The following is a 17,169-nucleotide window of genomic DNA, read 5'->3' on the forward strand; positions in this document are numbered from 1 at the left end:
ACGCGCAGAGAAATAATGCCAATCAGGCCCGGCTTTCGCCGGGCACTGAGTTACAGCGCTTTGACTTCGAAGATTTCCACGTCGAAGGTCAGGGTCTTGCCTGCCAACGGGTGGTTGAAATCGATAGTCACTTGCTCATCATCAAAGGCTTTGACCACACCCGGCAACTCGGTGTTGGCGGCATCATTGAAGATGACCAGCAAACCTTCCGACAACTCCATGTCATTAAACTGGGAGCGCGCAATGATTTGTACGTTTTGCGGGTTAGGCTGACCGAAGGCGTTTTCCGGCAGGATCTGCAGCTCGCGCTTGTCGCCTGCCTTGAAACCAAACAGGGCGGCTTCGAATCCCGGTAACAGGCTACCGTCGCCGACCTTGAAAGTGGCAGGCGATTTGTCAAAGGTGCTGTCAACGGTGTCGCCATTTTCAAGACGCAGAGCGAAATGCAAAGTGACTTGCGTGTTCTGGCCAATACGTTGCTCAGTCATGAGCGGGTTCTCCGGACTTTTTACTTTTAAACATATCCAGTGCCAGCATCACTGCCCCTACACAAATCGCACTGTCGGCGAAGTTGAATGCAGGGAAGTACCAGCGATTTTGCCAATGCACCAGAATGAAATCGACGACATGTCCGTAGGCAATGCGGTCATAGAGGTTGCCCAAGGCACCTCCAAGAATCAGTGCAAGCGCGATGGCCAGCCAAGTGTCATTGCGCCCAAGACGCTTGAGCCACACCACCAGCACGGCACTGACCACCACAGCAATCAATGCGAACAGCCAACGCTGCCAACCCGCACTTTCAGCCAGAAAGCTGAAGGCCGCACCTTCGTTGTAAGCCAGCGTCCAGCTAAAGAGGTCAGGTATGACCACAATCTGCTGGTACAAATGCAGCGCGTTATCAAAATAGACCTTGCTGGTCAGGTCAATGACCAGAACCAGCACAGTCAACCAGAGCCAGCCCAGGCGCCCGAAGCGCCCGGCAGTGCTGGTGTTAGGCATAGTGACGTACCTCGCCGGCGCCGCTGATGTTGTCGACACAACGACCGCAGATTTCCGGATGCTCCGGGTTCACGCCAACGTCTTCACGGCAATGCCAGCAGCGCGCGCACTTGGCGTGTACAGACTTGACCACTTTGAGCTTGAGGCCCGGTACTTCAGTGACCACAGCATCGGCAGGTGCCAGTGCAAACGGCGCAACGCTGGCGGTGGAAGTGATCAGTACAAAGCGCAGCTCGTTGCTCAGCTTGGACAGGTCGGCCGCCAGCTCTTCTTCGGCAAACAGAGTGACTTCAGCCTGCAAGTTACCGCCAATAGCCTTGGCCGCGCGCAGGTTTTCCATCTCTTTGTTGACCGCAACCTTAACCGCCATGATCCGCTCCCAGTAGGCGCGGTCCAGCTCGGTGCCTTCCGGCAATTCGCTCAGGCCTTCGTACCAGGTGTTCAGCATGACCGACTCGTTACGCTCGCCCGGCAGGTATTGCCACAATTCGTCCGCGGTGAACGCCAGGATCGGCGCGATCCAGCGAACCAAGGCTTCGGAGATGTGGAACAGCGCGGTCTGGCACGAACGGCGAGCCTTGCTGTTGGCGCCGGTGGTGTACTGGCGGTCCTTGATGATGTCGAGATAGAAGCCGCCCAGCTCCTGAACGCAGAAGTTGTGCACCTTGGAGTAAACGTTCCAAAAACGGTATTCGCCGTAATGCAGTTCCAGCTCACGTTGCAGCAACAACGCACGATCCACAGCCCAACGGTCCAGTGCCAGCATTTCTTCGGCAGGCAGGATGTCAGTGGCCGGGTTGAAGCCGGTCAGGTTGGAGAGCAGGAAGCGCGCGGTGTTACGGATACGACGATAGGCGTCGGCACTGCGTTGCAGAATCTGGTCGGAAACCGCGATTTCACCCGAGTAGTCAGTCGAGGCCACCCACAGGCGCATGATGTCGGCACCCAAGGTGTCATTGACCTTTTGCGGAGCAATGACATTGCCCAGGGACTTGGACATTTTGCGGCCTGCTTCGTCCACAGTGAAACCGTGGGTCAGCAACTCGCGATAGGGCGCGTGGTTGTCGATGGCGCAGCCGGTCAACAACGACGAGTGGAACCAGCCACGGTGTTGGTCCGAACCTTCAAGGTACAGGTCGGCACGCGGGCCGCTTTCGTGGCCCATCGGGTGCGAACCACGCAGTACGTGCCAGTGTGTGGTACCCGAATCGAACCAGACGTCCAGCGTGTCGCTGATTTTGTCGTACAGCGGCGCTTCGTCGCCCAGCAGCTCGGCGGCATCCAGCTTGAACCACGCCTCGATACCTTCAACTTCAACGCGCTTGGCCACTTCTTCCATCATTTCGACGGTGCGCGGGTGCAGCTCGCCGCTTTCCTTGTTCAGGAAGAACGGGATCGGCACGCCCCAGTTACGTTGACGCGAGATGCACCAGTCTGGACGGTTGGCGATCATCGAGTGCAGGCGAGCCTGGCCCCATGCGGGTACGAACTGGGTGTCTTCGATGGCCTGAAGTGCGCGGGTGCGCAGGGTGTCGCCTTCGACGGGCTCTTTGTCCATGCCGATAAACCACTGCGCGGTAGCGCGGTAGATCAGCGGCGTCTTGTGGCGCCAGCAGTGCATATAGCTGTGGCTGATGGTCTCGGTGAACATCAACGAACCGACTTCGATCAGTTTGTCGATGATGTTCTGGTTGGCTTTCCAGATGAACTGGCCACCGAAGAATTCCAGCGACGGCACATATACGCCGTTGCTTTGAACCGGATTGATGATGTCGTCGTTGACCATGCCATAGGCTTTGCAGGTCACGAAGTCGTCTACGCCATAAGCCGGTGCGGAGTGAACCACGCCCGTGCCTGCGCCCAGCTCAACGTAATCGGCCAGGTAAACAGGCGACAGACGGTCGTAGAACGGGTGACGGAAGTTGATCAGTTCCAACGCCGTACCGGTCGTGGTGGCGATGACCGAACCTTGCAGGTTGTAGCGCGCCAGACTCGCCTCGACCAGCTCTTCAGCCAGCACCAGCAGTTTGTCGCCCACGTCGACCAGCGCGTAGGTGAACTCAGGGTGCACGTTAAGTGCCTGGTTCGCCGGGATGGTCCACGGGGTGGTGGTCCAGATCACGATCGAGGTCGGCTTGCTCAAGGCAGCCAGACCGAAGGCTTCGGCCAACTTGGCTTCATCGGCAACCGGGAAGGCAACGTCGATGGCAGCGGACTTTTTGTCCTGGTATTCAACTTCAGCTTCAGCCAGTGCCGAGCCGCAGTCGAAACACCAGTTCACAGGCTTAAGGCCCTTGAACACGAAACCGCCCTTGACGATTTCGGCCAATGCTCGAATTTCACCGGCTTCGTTTTTGAAGTCCATGGTTTTGTACGGGTTGGCGAAATCGCCCAACACGCCCAAACGGATGAACTCGGATTTCTGACCTTCGATCTGCTCGGTTGCGTACGCACGGCACAGCTCGCGGGTTTTATCCGCGCTCAGGTTTTTACCGTGGGTCACTTCAACCTTGTGCTCGATCGGCAGGCCGTGGCAGTCCCAGCCCGGCACATACGGCGCATCAAAACCCGACAGGGTTTTGGAGCGGATAATCATGTCCTTGAGGATCTTGTTCAGCGCATGACCGATGTGGATGGTGCCGTTGGCGTACGGAGGACCGTCGTGAAGTACGAACTTCGGACGATCCTTGCCAATCTCGCGCAACTTCCCGTACAGGCCAATGCTGTCCCAGCGCTGCAAAATTTGCGGTTCGCGCTGTGGCAGGCCGGCCTTCATTGGGAAGGCTGTGTCCGGAAGGTTTAGCGTGGCTTTGTAGTCGGTCATTTCAGGCTCTTTTTAAGCGGTTGACCCAGCCAGAAGGCTCGGGCGGCGGCGACGTCCGCATTGATCGCCGTCTTGAGCGCCTCAAGGGAGGCGAAACGCTGCTCATCACGCAGCTTGTGGTGGAATGCCACGGTCAATCGTCGGCCATACACATCGCCGGCGAAATCTAATAGATGTACTTCAAGATGGGCGCTGCCATCCCCTGCTACGGTGGGTCTGACGCCGATATTGGCGACACCCGGCCAGGTTTTTCCGTCGATTTCAACGCTGACCACATAAACACCGGTCAACGGAGCGCGACGACGCTTGAGCTGGATATTAGCGGTTGGTGTGCCCAGTTGGCGCGCCAGTTTCTGACCGTGCAGAACCCTGCCTTCAATGGTGAAGGGGCGCCCGAGCAAACGTTCTGCGAGGCCGAAATCTGCACTGGCCAAGGCGTCTCGCACCTTGGTACTGCTGATTCGTACGCCATCAAGCTCAACGGTTTGCGCCGCTTCGACCGTAAATTTCTGCATCAGCCCTGCTTGCTGCAGGAAGTCAAAGTCGCCCACCCGGTCACAGCCAAAGCGGAAGTCGTCGCCGACTTCAAGGTGCTGAACACCCAGGCCGTCAACCAGAATGGTATCAACGAACTCTGCGGCGCTGAGTTTGCACAAGCGTTGGTTAAACGCCAGGCACAAGACCCGATCAACCCCGGCGTCGGCCAACAACTGCAGCTTGTCGCGCAGGCGTGCCAGACGGGCCGGAGCCGTTTCAGGGGCAAAGAACTCGCGCGGCTGCGGCTCAAAAATCACCACGCAGCTGGGCACGCCCAACTCCAGTGCACGCTCACGCAGTCGCTCCAGGATAGCCTGGTGACCACGGTGTACACCGTCAAAGTTGCCAATAGTGGCGACACAGCCCCGATGCTGGGGCCGCAAATTGTGTAGGCCTAGAACCAGCTGCATAACGCGCTTCTTGCTCATAAAGTGGCCGATTATAACCACACCCGGCCCGCTACGACAGGCAACTGCACACGGCAAATCGAGTGAAATCGACAAAATGGACGTCTGACAGGTCATTACCTTACATAAGAGACTTGCGGGCGAAATCCCTCAAACGCAAGCCCAGCAGCAATAACATGCCGAAATAAGTCGCAACACCGGCAATCACCAGGCCGCCCAGACGAATAAACCGCTCGAGCATATGACCGTGATCCCAGGCGGGCATCAACTGCATAAGGCCCAACAATACGGCGGACATCACAGCCACTGCCACCGCCAGTTTGAACAGGTATTTCGTCCAGCCGGGCTGCGCCACAAACAGCTTTTGCTTACGCAACTGCCAAAACAGCAGGCCGGCATTGATGCAGGCCCCCACACTGATAGCCAAGGCGAGGCCGGCGTGTTGCAGCGGCACAATAAAAACCAGGTTGAGCAACTGAGTGATGATCAACGTGAACACAGCGATTTTCACCGGCGTGCGAATGTTTTGCTGAGCATAGAACCCAGGCGCTAACACCTTGATCAAAATCAGCCCGAGCAAACCGACGGAATAGGCAACCAGTGCGCGTTGGGTCATCGAGGCATCAAATGCACTGAATTCACCGTACTGAAACAGCGAAACCGTCAGTGGTTCAGCCAGGATAGCCAGAGCCAGCGAGCACGGCAGCACCAGTACAAAACACAGGCGCAAGCCCCAGTCGAGGATCCGCGAGTATTCCTGGCGGTCTTTGCTGGCATAGGTTTTGGACAGGGTGGGCAACAGGATCGTGCCCAGCGCGACGCCCAGCACTCCCGATGGCAACTCCATCAAGCGGTCGGCGTAATACATCCAGGATACGGAACCCGCGACCAGAAATGACGCAAAAATGGTGTTGATGATCAGCGAAATCTGGCTAACCGAAACCCCGAGAATGGCCGGCAGCATCAGCTTCATGACTCGCCACACACCGGTATCGCGCAGGTTGATTCGTGGCAGCACCAACATGCCGATTTTCTTCAGATGCGGCAGCTGGAACAGCAATTGGGCCAAACCGCCCACCAGCACAGCCCAACCCAACGCCATGACGGGCGGATCGAAATATGGCGTCAGAAACAGAGCGAAAATAATCATGCTCACGTTCAGCAGCGTCGGCACAAACGCGGGCACCGAAAAACGGTTCCAGGTATTGAGAATGGCACCGGCCAATGAAGACAACGAAATCAACAATATGTAGGGAAACGTAACCCGCAACATCTCGGAGGTCAGTTCGAATTTCTCCGGCGATGTGGCAAAACCGGGCGCTGTCGCCCAAATAACCCAAGGTGCAGCCACCATGCCGAGTACGGTGACTATGGCCAGCACCAGCGTCAGTAAACCGGCCACGTACGCCACAAAGGTGCGCGTGGCTTCTTCCCCTTGCTGACTTTTGTATTCCGCCAGAATGGGCACGAATGCTTGAGAAAAAGCCCCCTCGGCGAAAATTCTGCGCAGCAGATTGGGCAATTTAAAGGCAATAAAGAACGCATCCGTGGCCATTCCAGCACCAAATGTACGCGCGATGATGGTGTCCCGAATAAAGCCCAAAACCCTTGAAATCATTGTGATAGAGCTGACGGCTGCTAGCGATTTGAGCAAATTCATTGAAAGAGTTTTTGCCTATAGAGAAAGAGCAGGCGAACAAAGCGTCCACTTATGCGATACTGCGCGCCGCAACAGCACAGAGCCAAGCTCGCGAGTTTACAGGTCAAGCGCCGGAAATAAATCTCCCGTCTCCCTCGATCCACCACTCAGCGGATCTTATCAATCGCCCTTGACAAGAGTTGTCGTCATCGGCATGATTCGCGGCCTATTTTGTTTGTTATTTCCCAAAAGTCTTTCGAGGAGCTCGACGGTGGCCAACACACCTTCCGCCAAAAAACGTGCAAAACAGGCTGAGAAGCGTCGCAGCCACAACGCCAGCCTGCGTTCCATGGTTCGTACCTACATCAAGAATGTAGTTAAAGCCATCGACGCAAAAGACGCTGCTAAAGCGCAAGCTGCTTATGTTCTGGCTGTTCCTGTTATCGACCGTATGGCCGATAAAGGCATCATCCACAAGAACAAAGCTGCTCGCCATAAGAGCCGCCTGAATGGCCACGTCAAGGCGTTGAACCTTGCGACTGCCGCTTAAGCGATAAGCTTTTTAAAAAACCGACCCTAGGGTCGGTTTTTTATTGCCTCAGAATTGATCTCGATCCTGTAGTCACTGAGGAGCGCAGCGAGGCTGCGAGCGACGGCAAAGCCGTCGTAAACCATGAGATTGCGAGCATCCAGCCTGAACGCACCCGCAGAATTTGCGACCGCTTCGCGCTCGAACGCAGCCTCGCTACGCTCCTCAGCTGCTACAAAACCAGGGAGAGGCAGGCAATAAAAAACCGCGATATACGCGGTTTTTTTATTTAAGCGCTTTAGCCCTGAGGCCACGGCAGAATCGGAATGGCCGTCACCGCATTCTGCGGGCTACCTTCGATCAAGCGATCGCTGTACACAAGATAAACCAGGGTATTGCGCTTCTTGTCGAGGAAGCGCACGACCTGCATGGTCTTGAACACCAGCGATGTCCGCTCCTTGAACACCTCCTCGCCATCTTTAAGTTCGCCCTTGAAGCTGATAGGCCCCGTCTGACGACAAGCAATAGACGCTTCAGCACGATCCTCAGCCAAGCCCAAACCACCTTTCATACCGCCTGTCTTGGCACGCGACAGGTAGCAGGTCACGCCTTCAACCTTGGGATCATCGAATGCCTCGACCACAATGCGGTCATTGGGCCCAACCAATTTGAAGACCGTCGACACCGAGCCAATTTCTTCCGCCGATGCCATTAACGGCATCATCAACATCAAACCCAACAGCCCGCCAATCAAGCGCATTCCACACCTCAAAATCAAACCAGAATCAGGTTATCGCGATGAACCAGTTCCGGCTCTGCCATATACCCCAGCACACCGACAATCGCATCTGACGGCAGCCCAATTATTTTTTGCGCTTCCGGCGCGCTGTAGTTGGCCAGCCCACGCGCAATTTCTCGCCCATCGGCCGCTACACAGACCACCATCTCGCCCCGGCGAAAACCGCCCTGCACCGCCTTCACGCCCACCGGCAACAAACTTTTATTGCCTTTGGACAAAGCAGCGACAGCACCGTCATCCAGCACCAGCGTGCCACGCGTCTGTAAATGCCCGGCCAGCCACTGTTTGCGTGCAGCCAACAGGCCGCGCTCAGGGGACAGCAAGGTACCTATGCGCTCGCCAGCCTTGAGCCGATCCAGCACACGCTCCAGCCTGCCACCGACAATAATGGTGTGCGCGCCCGAACGCGCAGCCAGTCGCGCAGCACGCAACTTGGTCTGCATTCCGCCACGACCCAGCGCACCGCCCGTGCCACCGGCCACAGCATCAAGCGCAGGGTCGTCGGCACGCGCCTCGTAAATCATTTTTGCATCGGGATTATTACGCGGATCCGCATCAAACATGCCGTCGCGATCGGTCAAAATAACCAGCAAATCCGCTTCGACCAGATTGGCGACCAGTGCAGCCAGCGTGTCGTTATCACCAAAACGAATCTCGTCGGTAACGACCGTGTCATTTTCATTGATGACCGGGATCACACCCAACTCAACCAAGGCACGCAAGGTGCTTCGCGCGTTCAGATAGCGCTTGCGGTCAGACAAGTCATCATGGGTCAGCAGAATTTGCGCGGTATGCCGTGAGTGCTCGGCAAAGCTCGACTCCCAAGCCTGCACCAGCCCCATCTGGCCAATGGCAGCAGCGGCCTGTAACTCATGCATGGCACTCGGTCGTACCGTCCAGCCCAAGCGACTCATGCCCGCCGCCACCGCACCGGAGGAAACCAGCACCAACTCCACGCCTGCCTCGTGCAGGGCGACCATTTGCTCGACCCAGACACCCATTGCTGCGCGATCCAGACCCTTGCCATCTGCCGTCAGTAATGCGCTGCCGATCTTCACGACCCAACGTTGCGCACCCGTCACCTTGCTCCGCATCATCACTCAACCTATGCCTGAGAGCAGCGCGACCGAGCGCTGCCCATGGAATTATTTTGACCTCTGTACCACAGATGCTAAAACGCCGCTCAATTGAGCGGCGCTGTAGTTTACTGCAACAAATCAGTCGCGGACGTAAATGATTTCCGGACCATCTTCGTCATCAACATCCTCTTCGTCCCAGTCATCTTCACCGATGTCGTGAACGCTCTTCACGCCACTGCGACGCAGGGCACGCTTATCGTCCAGCGCCTGCAACTGAGCACGCGCCTCATCTTCGATGCGTTGATCAAGATCTGCCAACTCAGCCTTGTAAGCCGGATCATTGGCCAGACGGTCAGCACGATCTTCCAGGTAACGCATGATGTCGTGGCACAGCTTTTCAGTACCGATCTTGGCAATCGCCGAAATCACGTACACAGGGCCAGTCCACTCAAGACGATCAACGACTTCTTTGACGCGAGCGTCGTGCTCTTCTTGCGGCAACGAATCGCACTTGTTCAGTATCAGCCAGCGATCACGCTCAGCCAGCGACGGGCTGAATTTGGTCAGCTCGTTAACGATGACTTCAGCGGTATCGGCAGCACTTTCAGTGCCTTCAACCGGCGCCATGTCGACGAGGTGCAACAACAGACGCGTACGCGCCAAGTGCTTAAGGAAGCGAATCCCCAGGCCCGCGCCATCGGACGCCCCCTCGATCAAGCCCGGAATATCGGCAATTACGAAGCTTTTCCAGCGATCGACACTGACCACACCCAGGTTTGGCACCAGGGTGGTGAACGGATAATCCGCCACTTTTGGCTTGGCCGCAGACACCGAACGGATGAAGGTACTTTTGCCGGCATTCGGCAAGCCCAGCAAACCGACGTCAGCCAGTACTTTCAATTCCAGTTTCAGGTCACGCTGCTCACCCGGCTTGCCCGGCGTGGTTTGACGCGGAGCGCGGTTAGTACTGGACTTGAAGCGCGTGTTACCCAGACCGTGCCAACCGCCGTGCACCACCATCAAACGCTGACCCGCTTTGGTCAGGTCGCCGATGATTTCTTGAGTGCCCGCATCGATCACCGTCGTGCCGACCGGAACACGCAGCTCCAGGTCTTCACCTTTGCGACCGGTGCAATCCGCGCTGCCGCCATTGGAGCCACGCTGAGCATCGAAGTGACGGGTATAACGGTAGTCAACCAAGGTGTTCAGGTTTTCGTCGGCGACCATATAGATCGAGCCGCCATCACCCCCATCACCACCGTTAGGACCACCGTTTTCGATGAATTTCTCGCGACGGAAACTCATGCAACCGTTACCGCCGTCGCCTGCTTTTACTTTGATCGATACTTCATCAACAAACTTCATAACAAAACGCGCCTCTCGTCATCAGGACGAGCCGATTAAAACCAAGACATAAGACTCTTGCAAAAATGAGCGCAGCGACCTCAATCAACGTCCGTTAAATCCAGCGCCAGCAGCCCATACAAACAGTTTTGCAAGAGACTCACCCCACAAACGAAAAAGCCCCGTCGCAAGACAGGGCTCTTCCAGCTACCAAGCTATTACGCTGCGACGACTGCTGTCTTCGGAACGATGCTTACATAGCGACGACCGAAGGCGCCTTTAACCTGGAACTTGATCACGCCTTCCACTTTCGCGAACAGGGTGTGATCTTTGCCCATACCAACGCCGTAGCCAGCGTGGAATTGGGTGCCGCGCTGACGCACGATGATGTTGCCCGGGATGATAGCCTGGCCGCCATACATCTTCACGCCAAGGCGTTTGGCTTCTGAGTCGCGACCGTTACGGGTACTACCACCAGCTTTTTTGTGTGCCATGAGTCAATTCTCCTAGTGAGGAATTAGGCTGAAATTAAGCCTGAATACCGGTGATTTTGATCTCGGTGTACCACTGGCGGTGGCCCATACGCTTCATGTGGTGCTTACGACGACGGAACTTGATGATGCGGACTTTATCGTGACGACCTTGGGAGATCACTTCAGCCACAACAGTGGCGCCAGGTACAACTGGAGCGCCGATATTTACGTCGTCGCCATTGGCAACCAACAGAACGCGATCAAAAGTTACGGATTCGCCGGTAGCGATTTCCAGTTTTTCGATCTTCAGGTATTCACCTGGAGCTACTTTGTACTGCTTGCCACCAGTAACGATTACTGCGTACGACATGGTATTTCTCCGATAATCCTGCTCACCCAGCGCTTTATAGGTAAAGGTATTGGCTGGCATGGCTGCATGGGGCTGGAACGGCCCAGATGCAATTGCGTAAGGCAGGTGCTGCCCAGGAAGTTCAGGGTGCGCGATTGTACGCAAGGCAGGTCTGGCTTGCAAGGGGCCGTCCATCCGCCTTGACACGCCCAGCCCCCCGACCTAGCATGCCGCGCAACCCTTCTGGAGCACCTGTCGCTGATGCAACCCCAAGCTTTCTACCGCGCGGTGGCGGACGATTTTAGCGCCGTCGACGGCATCATCAAGAAGCAGCTGACTTCACGCGTACCGCTGGTCTCAAAAATCGGCGACTACATTACTTCGGCCGGCGGCAAGCGTTTGCGTCCTTTATTAGTGTTGCTGTGTGGCAAGGCCCTGGGTCGCGAAGGCGATGACTTGCGCCTGCTGGCCGCCACCATTGAGTTCCTGCACACCGCCACCTTGCTTCACGACGACGTTGTGGACATGTCCGGCATGCGCCGAGGCCGCAAAACTGCCAATGCTACCTGGGGCAATGCACCCAGCGTACTGGTCGGCGACTTTCTGTACTCTCGTTCTTTCGAAATGATGGTTGAGCTGGGCTCGATGCCGGTGATGAAAATCCTGTCGCAAGCCACCCGTATCATTGCCGAAGGCGAAGTACTGCAACTGTCCAAGGTACGAGACGCCAGCACCACCGAAGAAACCTACATGGAAGTCATTCGCGGTAAAACCGCAATGCTTTTCGAGGCTTCGACCCACAGTGCTGCGGCGCTGGCCGGTGCAACCCCTGAGCAAAGTGAAGCGCTGCGCACGTTCGGCGATCATCTTGGCGTCGCGTTCCAGTTGGTCGACGACTTGCTCGACTACCGGGGCGACGCGGAGTCCTTGGGCAAGAACGTCGGTGACGACCTTGCAGAAGGCAAACCGACGCTGCCACTGATCTACACCATGCGCGAAGGCACGACTGAACAGGCGGCCCTGGTTCGCAAAGCCATCCAGAAAGGTGGCATTGAAGACCTTGAAAGCATTCGTGAGGCCGTTGAAGCCTCTGGCTCCCTGGACTACACCGCCCAGTTGGCCCGCGACTTCGTTGCCCGCGCCATTGTGTGCCTCGAAGCCCTGCCGCCAAGCGAATACCGCGATGCGCTAGTTGAGCTGAGCGAATTTGCGGTCGCACGTACGCACTGATCCTTAACCCCTCACCCCAACCCTCTCCATTCGGGGGAGGAGCTGATTGTCGGTGATCTTAAGTTCGCACCCGGTCAGACCCCTCTCCCTCCGGGGGAGGAGTTGATTGTCGGTGATCTTAAGTTCGCGCCCGGTCAGACCCCTCTCCCTCCGGGGGAGGAGTTGATTGTCGGTGATCTTAAGTTCGCGCCCGGTCAGTCCCCTCTCCCTCTGGGAGAGGGCTAGGGTGAGGGTTTTCGCCTTCACCGCTAAAACCCTATACAATGCGCGCCTTTTAGCCGACCTGACGCTTAAGGAGCTTTAGTGAGCACGTTGCCACCCTGCCCAAAATGCAACTCCGAATACACCTACGAAGATGGCGCACAGCTGATCTGCCCGGAATGCGCCCACGAATGGTCTGCCACTGGCGACGCTGAAGCGGCTGATGACGTAAAAGTCTACAAAGACTCCGCAGGCACTGTGCTGACCGATGGCGACACCATTACCGTGATCAAAGACCTGAAAATCAAGGGCACTTCACTGGTGGTTAAAGTCGGCACCAAGGTTAAAAACATCCGCTTGTGCGACGGTGACCACGATATTGACTGCAAGATCGACGGTATCGGCCCGATGAAACTCAAGTCCGAGTTCGTACGAAAAGTCTGACTCTGCTGCACGCCTTCCTGCTCCCTGCGCAGGAAGGTGCACCACCCTCCCCACTCCCGCAATATCAAAAAGCCAGCAACTTTGATCAGCAGCAGTTGCAACGCATAAAGATCAGAAATCCGCCAATAGGCACTTGCTATTAACTGAATAAGAATTATTCTCATTGGTATTAACCAAGGAGATGACGACCATGACGTATTTGATTGATGCCTGGCTGGACCGCCCACATCCGTACCTGCGAATCCTGCATAGGGAAACCGGAGAAGTCTGTGCGGTACTGGAAGAAGAAGCCCTGAACGAACTTCAGGATCAAGGGGATCTTGATTTCAATGGCCTTAACTCAAACGAGCCGGGGGTGCTCAAAGAGTTGGTGCGCAATCTATTTCTGTTTTGCTACGCCCGGGCATTGCGCCCTGCTGGCGTGAGCGAGACGCACGAACATCACGCCAAGATCGAAATATGAAACGCCCGGTGTAGCTGCGGGTTTGCCAGCAAACCCGCAGCCAACGTCAAAACGCCGGGTTCTTACAGAACTTCCAGCAACTCAACGTCGAATACCAGAACGCTGTGCGGAGCAATGCTGCCAACGCCTTGAGCGCCGTAAGCCAGTTCGCTCGGCACGTAGATGCGCCATTTGCTGCCGGCATTCATCAGTTGCAGGGCTTCGGTCCAACCTGCAATCACGCCACCCACCGGAAACTCGGCTGGCTGACCACGATCGTAGGAGCTGTCAAAGACAGTGCCGTCGATCAGGGTGCCGTGGTAGTGAACACGCACGGTGTCTTCACGGGATGGCTTGGCGCCTTCACCTGTTGTCACGACTTCAAATTGCAGACCCGAAGCCAAGGTGGTGATGCCGTCTTTCTTGGCATTTTCAGCCAGGAAAGCCTTGCCTTCGCCAGCTGCCGCTTCTGCCTTGGCAGCCGCTTCAGCTTGCATGATCTCGCGGATCACTTTGAAGCTGGCCGACATTTCTTCCTGACCAACACGGCTTTCCTTGCCAGCGAAAGCATCAGTCAGACCAGCCAGAATTGCATCCAGGCTTACGCCAGGTGGTGGGTTGTCGCGCAGTTGATCGCCCAGCTGGCGGCCAATGCCGTAGCTAACGCGGGTTTCGTCGGTCGACAGATTTACTTCGGACATAACACTGCTCCGCTGTAGGGCGCATAAGAAAACCTGTTTCTCAACAGGCACTTCCCGGGCGCCAGAATCCAAAAAAGGGCGAGCAGACTATCACAGGCCCCAAAGCCATCGAAGCCCAGCTTCTTGTAAGGCGCGTTTGCACACAGGTTAATGCTTGGTCAGCTTATCCAGATAACCCATCGCAAAGGCTGACACCACAAAGGTCATGTGAATGATCACGTACCACATCAGGTACTGAGTTTCGATATTGCGCGCGTCCATAAACACCCGCAGCAGGTGGATAGAGGAAATGGCCACAATTGACGCGGCGACTTTCATCTTCAGCGACGTCGAGTCCATCGTGCCTAACCAGCTAAGCTTTTCCTTGTGCTCGTCGATGTCCAGCTGCGAGACAAAGTTCTCATAGCCCGAAATCATCACCATCACCAGCAGACCGCCCACCAGCGCCATATCAATCAACGACAGGATGACCAGGATCAAATCCGATTCAGATAATGCAAACACGTTGGGAATGACGTGAAACACTTCCTGAAAGAACTTCAATGCCAAAGCCAGCAAGCCCAGAGACAGGCCAAAGTAAATCGGCGCCAGAATCCAGCGGGAGGCGTACATTGCGTTTTCGATAAAGCGTTCCATTGAATCTCACTGGGTATTAAAAAAAATGGGCGCGAGTATATCAGTGACAAAAGCACAGAGATAAAGCCTTCGAAACAGCCGGTAAAAACATTTTCTGCTAGTGTCCATCCCTTCGGCATCGTTACGCACAGGAACTGAACAATGGATCTGCGATTCCCCTTGGGTTGTCTCGGGCTTTCAATAGCGTTGCTCATCACGGGCGGCTGCTCGCCGGACGATAAACCTCAGCAGGCCAGCCTGGAAGACAGAAACGCAGCGTTCGAAAAGACCCTCGATTCGATTCAGGATCAGCAGCTCAAAGACGCCGTTGCAGACCTTGGCGGCTCGCTGCTGCTATTGGAACGCGCGCGCATCAAGCTGCAAGACAAGCCCTTCGAAACCGAATACGGCAACGACGATCTCGCGCTGCTCAAGCATTACCCTGACAGCCAGGCCCTAACCGACACCTACATCAATGGCCTGTTTGTGCTGCGCAAAAACTCCAGCTCTGATTATTTGACCGATCTGGAGCCAGTCTTTCCGTTCCCGGCCAATAGCAATGCCGAGTTCCCGTTCCCCCATGCGCTGGAATGGCAGTCCGTAACCCTGAGCAATAAACACGTGGTGCCCTTCCAGCCCGAGTGGTCTGAAACCGACCCAGGCATCCAACTCAGCCCTTCCAGTGCCAATTTGAGCAACCCTGACGACCTCACCATCACCTACCCCTATGTCGACGGGGTAGAAACTGCGAACGCGCAACAGCCGCAGCCCCTGATGCTGCACGGCAAAGTCGAGGTGATCGCCCCCGGCAACGTGGTTAATTTCAAACTGACACGCGAAGACGTGGGCAAAACCCGTACCGACGGTACGATCAGCGTGACCCTGCTGTCGCTGGATAAAAATGTCGCTGAAGTCGACATCATCAACAGCGCACCGCTGGCCGCTGAAGTCCGCGACACGCCGCTCAACCCTCTAATCATTCAGGCCCGCGACCACACGGGGCAATTTCTGTCACGCGCCGGGTCCATCAATGAAAACGCCGAGCAACTGGCGTTTTATCAACAGCAACTGGATGAAATGCTTAAGCAAACCGCATGGAGCGACGCGTTTGGCCAGCAGTTGGATGACGAGCAAAAAGCCTTTGAGGCCGAACACCCGCATCACTACAGCAAGGTGTATTTCAACGGCCCAGTTGAGAACCTCGATATCAGCGTGCTCGACTTTTCCACCGCCAATGTCACGCGCAAAACCATTGACTTGCCAGTGCGCAACCTCGACAAGACAGTGGTGAGCAAAGATATTCAATCTCTGCCGTTATCCGTCGTGGTGTATGACGATCAGGCCGCCAACTACCTGAAGGGTTCAGCACTTGAGCCGCAGCAATTGACCAAGAGTGTAATCATCAGTCAATCGGTTGAAGACGCCAGTGCGGCAACGATTGAGTTCAGCCACCCGCCGACATTCAATGATGAGTTGCTGGGCGTACTGCCAGACACTTCTGAGGCGCCTGTCACCTTCTTCGCAGAGGATGAGCACGGCCAACGTAGCGAGCCGCTCGAACTGCCTGTCGAAGCGTTTGATGTCGACCCGCACACAGGGGTCATCACCTACGACCTCAACCTGTTCCCCGAAACACCGGCGTATGCGGTGGGTTCAATGCCACTGTTTATCGCCTCCATCGACAAACACGCCTTCAATACCGCGCAGTTGCCCAAAGGCCTTGAGCTCAAAGGCAATGCTCTGGTCGTTGATCAAAAACTGTTTCCGGCGGAAGCCTGGCGCTTTTACGCCAAGGACGACACCGGCAACTACCTGAAAGAAGTACTGGCCGTCAGCCATAGCGCAGAACCGGATGGCCCTGCCTTATTTGACGTGCATTACTTTTATGGGCAGCCGACTTTGATTGAGAGCTACAGCCGCACAGCGCTGAACCCGGTCGAATACGGATTTGAAGTCAAACTCGCCAAAGTCCCGGATACGACAGCCCCCCGCTAACTGAACGAGTGAGCCCGCCCGCCATTGATCTCGCGCAACTGGGCCTGCACATGCAGGCACCAGATTTGCGGGTCATTGGCCACTTGATAACCATGCAGCGTCAGGCTTTCGACGATGGAGTCAAGGGTAGATTCAGCCGCGAACGGGCCGGGAAAAGGGCCTTGGGCTTTGATCGTGGTCGGTTGCTCGCCTGCCAGGCCTGCGGCAAAGAGCAATGTCCACATCCCGTTATTGCCTGCCAGCGGACGAACGCTGCATTCAATACGGGTAACCAAGCCAAAGCATTGGCGTGTAAGGCAAAGGTTGCGCGACATGGCGGCGACCCTCGGTAGATCCTGTATCAGCCGCTCAAAACGGGCTGCATCATTCCGCTGACTACAGTGGAGGTCCTTGAGGTGAGCATAGAAGAAATATCTGACAGGTGAGAATGTCGTGACCAACGGAAGGCAGGTGAGCGCCCAACACCCTCACCCCAACCCTCTCCCAGAGGGAGAGGGGGCTGATTAGTGGCGCTGCACACATCCATTTTTGCTTTTAGTCCCCTCTCCCAGAGAGAGGAGGC

19 protein-coding genes are annotated in these 17,169 nt (G+C 56.1%); 5 read left to right on the forward strand and 14 right to left on the reverse strand.

Annotated elements, in window-relative coordinates:
* Window positions 1-50: 50 nt before the first annotated feature.
* The 5 genes from fkpB to murJ all read right to left on the reverse strand — a co-directional run bounded on the left by fkpB (window position 51) and on the right by murJ (window position 6,427).
* Window positions 51-488, reverse strand: a complete 438-nt coding sequence (gene fkpB / locus FJD38_RS05925) for an FKBP-type peptidyl-prolyl cis-trans isomerase (RefSeq protein ID WP_122785839.1) — start codon at window positions 486-488, stop codon at window positions 51-53.
* Window positions 481-999, reverse strand: coding sequence for a signal peptidase II (lspA, locus tag FJD38_RS05930; RefSeq protein WP_122785840.1), 519 nt, complete (start codon window positions 997-999; stop codon window positions 481-483). Before lspA ends, fkpB begins: the two co-directional genes overlap by 8 nt.
* Window positions 992-3,823 carry an isoleucine--tRNA ligase gene (gene ileS, locus FJD38_RS05935; protein ID WP_146384341.1) on the reverse strand — a complete coding sequence of 944 codons (2,832 nt, stop codon included), beginning with the start codon at window positions 3,821-3,823 and terminating at the stop codon, window positions 992-994. Before ileS ends, lspA begins: the two co-directional genes overlap by 8 nt.
* Entirely contained in the window at window positions 3,820-4,770 is a 951-nt protein-coding gene (gene ribF, locus FJD38_RS05940; RefSeq protein WP_122785842.1) for a bifunctional riboflavin kinase/FAD synthetase, read from the reverse strand. Before ribF ends, ileS begins: the two co-directional genes overlap by 4 nt.
* A 118-nt stretch (window positions 4,771-4,888) precedes the next feature.
* Entirely contained in the window at window positions 4,889-6,427 is a 1,539-nt protein-coding gene (gene murJ, locus FJD38_RS05945) for a murein biosynthesis integral membrane protein MurJ (RefSeq protein WP_122785843.1), read from the reverse strand.
* 250 nt (window positions 6,428-6,677) lie between these two features.
* On the opposite strand from murJ, the gene rpsT reads away from it, so the two are divergent.
* Window positions 6,678-6,956, forward strand: coding sequence for a 30S ribosomal protein S20 (gene rpsT, locus FJD38_RS05950; RefSeq protein ID WP_003443902.1), 279 nt, complete (start codon window positions 6,678-6,680; stop codon window positions 6,954-6,956).
* A 277-nt stretch (window positions 6,957-7,233) separates the two neighbouring features.
* Here the strand turns inward: rpsT and FJD38_RS05955 are convergent, their stop codons facing one another.
* The 5 genes from FJD38_RS05955 to rplU form a co-directional block, all read right to left on the reverse strand.
* Window positions 7,234-7,695: a CreA family protein gene (locus FJD38_RS05955; protein ID WP_122785845.1), complete on the reverse strand. Its 462-nt coding sequence runs from the start codon at window positions 7,693-7,695 to the stop codon at window positions 7,234-7,236.
* A gap of 14 nt (window positions 7,696-7,709) precedes the next feature.
* Window positions 7,710-8,828 (reverse strand): glutamate 5-kinase, encoded by a 1,119-nt coding sequence (proB, locus tag FJD38_RS05960; protein ID WP_122785879.1) that lies wholly within the window; start codon window positions 8,826-8,828, stop codon window positions 7,710-7,712.
* A 123-nt stretch (window positions 8,829-8,951) separates the two neighbouring features.
* The gene (gene cgtA / locus FJD38_RS05965) at window positions 8,952-10,178 is read right to left on the reverse strand and encodes an Obg family GTPase CgtA (RefSeq protein ID WP_122785846.1); all 1,227 of its coding nucleotides are present in this window, start codon (window positions 10,176-10,178) and stop codon (window positions 8,952-8,954) included.
* Between the two features lie 197 nt (window positions 10,179-10,375).
* On the reverse strand, window positions 10,376-10,651 hold the full coding sequence (rpmA, locus tag FJD38_RS05970; protein ID WP_003443913.1) for a 50S ribosomal protein L27: 276 nt from the start codon (window positions 10,649-10,651) through the stop codon (window positions 10,376-10,378).
* A 34-nt stretch (window positions 10,652-10,685) separates the two neighbouring features.
* A complete protein-coding gene (gene rplU / locus FJD38_RS05975) occupies window positions 10,686-11,000 on the reverse strand; it encodes a 50S ribosomal protein L21 (RefSeq protein WP_007901869.1) in 315 nt (104 codons plus the stop codon).
* A 240-nt stretch (window positions 11,001-11,240) separates the two neighbouring features.
* On the opposite strand from rplU, the gene FJD38_RS05980 reads away from it, so the two are divergent.
* Entirely contained in the window at window positions 11,241-12,209 is a 969-nt protein-coding gene (locus tag FJD38_RS05980; protein ID WP_146384343.1) for a polyprenyl synthetase family protein, read from the forward strand.
* Between the two features lie 3 nt (window positions 12,210-12,212).
* Here FJD38_RS05980 and FJD38_RS05985 read toward each other — a convergent pair whose 3' ends face one another.
* Window positions 12,213-12,455, reverse strand: a complete 243-nt coding sequence (locus FJD38_RS05985; protein WP_146384345.1) for a hypothetical protein — start codon at window positions 12,453-12,455, stop codon at window positions 12,213-12,215.
* A 57-nt stretch (window positions 12,456-12,512) separates the two neighbouring features.
* Between FJD38_RS05985 and FJD38_RS05990 the strand changes: the two genes are divergently transcribed.
* Both FJD38_RS05990 and FJD38_RS05995 read left to right on the forward strand, forming a co-directional pair.
* Window positions 12,513-12,854 (forward strand): zinc ribbon domain-containing protein YjdM, encoded by a 342-nt coding sequence (locus FJD38_RS05990; RefSeq protein ID WP_146384347.1) that lies wholly within the window; start codon window positions 12,513-12,515, stop codon window positions 12,852-12,854.
* A gap of 190 nt (window positions 12,855-13,044) precedes the next feature.
* Window positions 13,045-13,317, forward strand: coding sequence for a PA4570 family protein (locus tag FJD38_RS05995; RefSeq protein ID WP_122785849.1), 273 nt, complete (start codon window positions 13,045-13,047; stop codon window positions 13,315-13,317).
* Between the two features lie 62 nt (window positions 13,318-13,379).
* On the opposite strand, the gene bamJ is transcribed toward FJD38_RS05995, so the two are convergent.
* Together bamJ and FJD38_RS06005 are read right to left on the reverse strand one after the other, a co-directional pair.
* On the reverse strand, window positions 13,380-13,997 hold the full coding sequence (gene bamJ, locus FJD38_RS06000; protein ID WP_122785850.1) for a BamJ family beta-barrel-assembly machinery protein: 618 nt from the start codon (window positions 13,995-13,997) through the stop codon (window positions 13,380-13,382).
* 147 nt (window positions 13,998-14,144) lie between these two features.
* Window positions 14,145-14,633, reverse strand: a complete 489-nt coding sequence (locus tag FJD38_RS06005; RefSeq protein ID WP_122785851.1) for a TIGR00645 family protein — start codon at window positions 14,631-14,633, stop codon at window positions 14,145-14,147.
* A gap of 141 nt (window positions 14,634-14,774) precedes the next feature.
* Here FJD38_RS06005 and FJD38_RS06010 point away from each other — a divergent pair, with 141 nt between their 5' ends.
* The gene (locus FJD38_RS06010; RefSeq protein ID WP_122785852.1) at window positions 14,775-16,607 is read left to right on the forward strand and encodes a hypothetical protein; all 1,833 of its coding nucleotides are present in this window, start codon (window positions 14,775-14,777) and stop codon (window positions 16,605-16,607) included.
* Here FJD38_RS06010 and FJD38_RS06015 read toward each other — a convergent pair.
* Window positions 16,604-16,921 carry a PA4575 family protein gene (locus FJD38_RS06015; protein ID WP_122785853.1) on the reverse strand — a complete coding sequence of 106 codons (318 nt, stop codon included), beginning with the start codon at window positions 16,919-16,921 and terminating at the stop codon, window positions 16,604-16,606. The two genes, FJD38_RS06010 and FJD38_RS06015, sit on opposite strands and share 4 nt — an antisense overlap.
* Window positions 16,922-17,169: the final 248 nt, after the last annotated feature.

Origin of the sequence: Pseudomonas saxonica (genome assembly GCF_007858365.1) — a bacterium.
Classification (GTDB): domain Bacteria; phylum Pseudomonadota; class Gammaproteobacteria; order Pseudomonadales; family Pseudomonadaceae; genus Aquipseudomonas; species Aquipseudomonas saxonica.